This is a genomic window from Streptomyces sp. NPDC051315, assembly GCF_044455165.1.
GTDB lineage: Bacteria > Actinomycetota > Actinomycetes > Streptomycetales > Streptomycetaceae > Streptomyces.
The window spans coordinates 1-3,932 of the sequence record NZ_JBITEN010000048.1 but is presented as its reverse complement, the minus strand read 5'-3'; the positions used below and the strand labels follow the sequence as shown (position 1 = coordinate 3,932).

The 3,932-nt window shown below is 76.4% G+C and carries 1 protein-coding gene; it reads right to left on the bottom strand.

Annotated elements, in window-relative coordinates; translation table 11 throughout:
- Positions 1-3,932 (bottom strand): SDR family NAD(P)-dependent oxidoreductase (locus ACIBBD_RS38700; RefSeq protein WP_399424706.1); only part of this gene is annotated, 3,932 nt, incomplete at both ends.

Sequence of the window (3,932 nt, the reverse complement as noted above, 5' to 3'; positions counted from 1 at the left end):
TGTCGTAGGCGTCGGCGAAGACGGGGAAGGCGTCGTACAGTTCCCGGCCCATCCCGGCGCGCTGGGCGCCCTGACCCGTGAACAGCACCGCCAGCTTCCGGTGGACGTCCGTGCCCGTGACCGTGCCGGGCGCCGGCCTCCCCTCGGCGAGTGCCGTAAGGCCCGCCAGCAGCTCGTCGCGGTCCCTGCCCACGATCACCGCGCGGTGCTCCAGCGCCGGACGGCGGGTCAGCGCCAGACCGGTGTCACGGACGGCCGGGGCGCCGGGCTCGCTGACGAAGGCGAGCAGCCGCTCGGCCTGCGCGCGCAGCGCCTGGGCGGTACCGCCCGACACCTGCCAGTCGACCACGGGGAGTGCGCGGGCCTCGGTGGGCTCCGGGCCCTCTTCCGCGGCGGGCGGTTCCTCGATGACGACGTGGGCGTTGGTGCCGCTGACGCCGAAGGAGGAGACGCCGGCGCGGCGCGGGTGGCCGGTGCGCGGCCAGGGGCGGGCCTCGGTGAGCAGCTCGACGGCGCCCGCCGACCAGTCGACGTGCGGGGTCGGCTCGTCGACGTGCAGCGTCCTCGGCATGACGCCGTGCCGCATCGCCATGATCACCTTGATGATGCCGGTGACGCCGGCCGCCGCCTGCGCGTGACCGATGTTCGACTTGGAGGAGCCCAGCCACAGCGGACGGTCCTGCGGCCGGCCCTGCCCGTAGGTGGCGAGGAGCGCCTGAGCCTCGATCGGGTCACCGAGCCGGGTGCCCGTGCCGTGCGCCTCGACCAGGTCGACGTCCCCGGTGGACAGCCCGGCGTCGGCGAGGGCCTGGAGGATCACCCTCTGCTGGGAGGGGCCGTTGGGGGCGGTGAGGCCGTTGGAGGCGCCGTCCTGGTTGACGGCGCTGCCGCGCAGCACCGCGAGCACCTCGTGGCCGTTGCGGCGGGCGTCCGACAGCCGCTCGACGAGCAGCAGGCCCGCCGCCTCCGACCAGCCGGTGCCGTCGGCGGCCGCCGCGAACGCCTTGCAGTGACCGTCCGTGGCGAGCCCGCGCTGCCGCGAGAACTCCACGAAACCGTCCGGGGTCGCCAGGATCGTCACCCCGCCCGCCAGTGCCAGGTCGCACTCACCGCCGCGCACCGCCCGCGCCGCCAGGTGCAGGGCGACCAGCGACGACGAGCAGGCGGTGTCGACCGTGACGGCCGGACCCTCGAAGCCGAGGGTGTACGCGACCCGGCCCGACAGCACGCTCGGCTGGTTGCCGGTCGCGGTGTAGCCCTCGATCTCGTCGTTGGCCGCGCCGACCGCGTACCCGGTGTGGAAGGCGCCGACGAACACCCCGGTACGGCTGCCGCGCAGCTCCCGCACGTCGATGCCGCCGCGCTCGAACACCTCCCACGCGGTCTCCAGGATCACCCGCTGCTGCGGGTCCATGGCCAGCGCCTCGCGCGGCGAGATCCCGAAGAACGCCGCGTCGAAGCGGTCGGCGCCGCGCAGGAAGCCGCCCCTGAGCGAGTACGTCTTGCCCGGCGTCCCCGGCTCCGGGTCGTACAGGCCCTCCAGGTCCCAGCCGCGGTCGGTGGGGAAGCCGGAGATCGCGTCGCCGCCCTCGGCGAGGAGCCGCCACAGGGCCTCGGGCGAGTCCAGGCCGTCGGGGAACCGCCCCGCCATCGACACGATCGCGATCGGGTCGTCGTCGAGCTCGGCCCGTGCCGCGACCGGGGCGGGCGCCGCGGCCGTGCCGCCGACGGCCTCGGCGAGCAGATGGTCGGCGAGCCGCCGCGGCGTCGGATGGTCGAACGCCAGCGTCGCCGGCAGCCGTACACCGGTGGCCGCGGCGAGCCGGTTGCGCAGCTCCACGGCGGTCATCGAGTCGACGCCCAGTTCCTTGAAGGTCCGCTCCGCGGCGATCGACGCGCCGGAGGCGTGCCCCAGCACGGCGGCCGCCGCCTCGCACACCGACTCCAGGACGAACGAGGCCCGTTCACCCGCCGGCAGGGCCGCGACACGGTCCGCGAAGGAACCGCCGCCGGTGCCGCCCGCCGCGGGCAGCGGGTCCTCGCGCAGGGCCTCGACGACCTCCGGCAGTTCCCCGATGAGCGCGCTGGGCCGGGCGGCGGTGAACCCGGGCGCGAAGCGCGCCCACTCCACGTCCGCGACGACCAGGGTCGTCTCGCCCCGGCCGACCGCCCGCAGCAGTGCCGACGCGGCGAGCTCCGGATCCATGGGCGGCACACCCAGGCGGCGCATCCGCTCGGCCGCCCCGTCGGCCGCCCCCATACCGGCCCCGCCCCACGAGCCCCACGCCACGGAGGTCGCACTGCGGCCCAGGGCGCGGCGCCGCTCGGCGAGCGCGTCCAGGTAGGCGTTGGCGGCCGCGTACGAGCTCTGCCCGCCGCCGCCCCACACCCCGGCACTGGAGGAGATCAGCACGAAGGCGTCCAGCGGCTGGTCGCCGAGGAGTTCGTCGAGGTGGGCGGCGCCCAGCACCTTCCCGGCGAGGATCCGGTCCATCTCCGCCACGGAGGTGTCCGCGACCGACGTGAACTGTCCGACGCCCGCCGCGTGCACCACCGCGGTCAGCGGCCGGTCGGCGGGCACCGCGTCCAGCAGCGCCGCCACCGACGAACGGTCCGTCACATCACAGGCGACCACGGAGGCCTCGGCCCCGCACTCGCGCAGCTCGGCGACGAGTTCGGCCACTCCCTCGGCCGCCGGGCCGCGCCGCCCGCTCAGCACGAGGCGCTCCGCACCGGCCCGGGCCAGCCGCCGGGCGATCCGCGCCCCGACGCCCCCGGTGCCGCCGGTGACCAGCACGGTGCCGCGCGGCACCCAGTCCGACGTGGCGCCCCGCTGCGGGGCCCGCGTCAGACGCCGTACGAACACGCCCGACGGGCGGACGGCCAGCTGGTCCTCGCCCTGCGGGCCGCCCAGCGCCACGGCGAGCCGCTGCACCGTCCTGCGGTCCAGGCCGCCGGAGCCCGGCAGGTCGACCAGGCCGCCCCACAGCCGTGGGAACTCCAGCGCGGCCGCCACACCGAAGCCCCAGACCAGGGCCTGTGCCGGATCCTCCACGACACCGTCGGCGCAGCCGGTCACGGCCCCCTGGGTCAGCGACCACACACGGGCCCCCGTACCGGCCTCCTCCAGCGCGGGCAGCAACAGCGCCAGCGCGGCAAGGCCCCGGGTCAGCGCCGGACGCTCCGGGTGGGGACGGGTGTCCAGCGCGAGCAGCGACAGCACGCCGCCGAGCTCACCCGCGTCCTCCAGCACCGCGCGCAGGGCCGGCCCGTACGTCTCCGGATCGGTCCCGGCCTCGTACACGGTGAACTCGGCGCCCTGGGCGCGCAGCCCGTCGAGGACCGCCGCCGTCCGCCCGGCCGAGAGCCCGGCGGGCACCACGGCCAGCCACCTGCCCGACAGGCCCGCCCCGTTGTCCCTGGCGAGCCGCTTCCAGGTGACGCGGTACGTCCAGGAGTCCAGCGTCGTGCGCAGGCGTTCACCGCGCCGCCAGTCGGCGAGGATCGGCAGCGCGGCACCGAGGGAGGTGCTGTCGTCACTGCCGAGGGTCGCGCCCAGCGCGTCCAGGTCACCGCTCTCGACGGCGTCCCAGAACCGCGACTCGTCGGGGTCCGTGCCCCGGCCGCCCTGAGGCGCGTCCGCGTCGGCGGGCACGTCCAGCCAGTAGCGCTGCCGCTGGAAGGCGTACGTCGGCAGCTCCACCGCGCTGTGGCCCTCGGGGAGGGCGAAGAACGCCCGCCAGTCGACCGGGACGCCCCGCGCGTGCAGCCGGCCCAGCGCCGACACGACCGTGCCCGGCTCGTCCTGTCCGCGTCGCAGGGCGGGGAGGGCGAGGGCGGCCTCCTCGTCGAGGGTCTGGGTGGCCATGGGGGTGAGGGCGGCGTCGGGGCCGAGTTCGAGGTAGGTGGTGGTGCCGTGGGTGGCGAGGGTG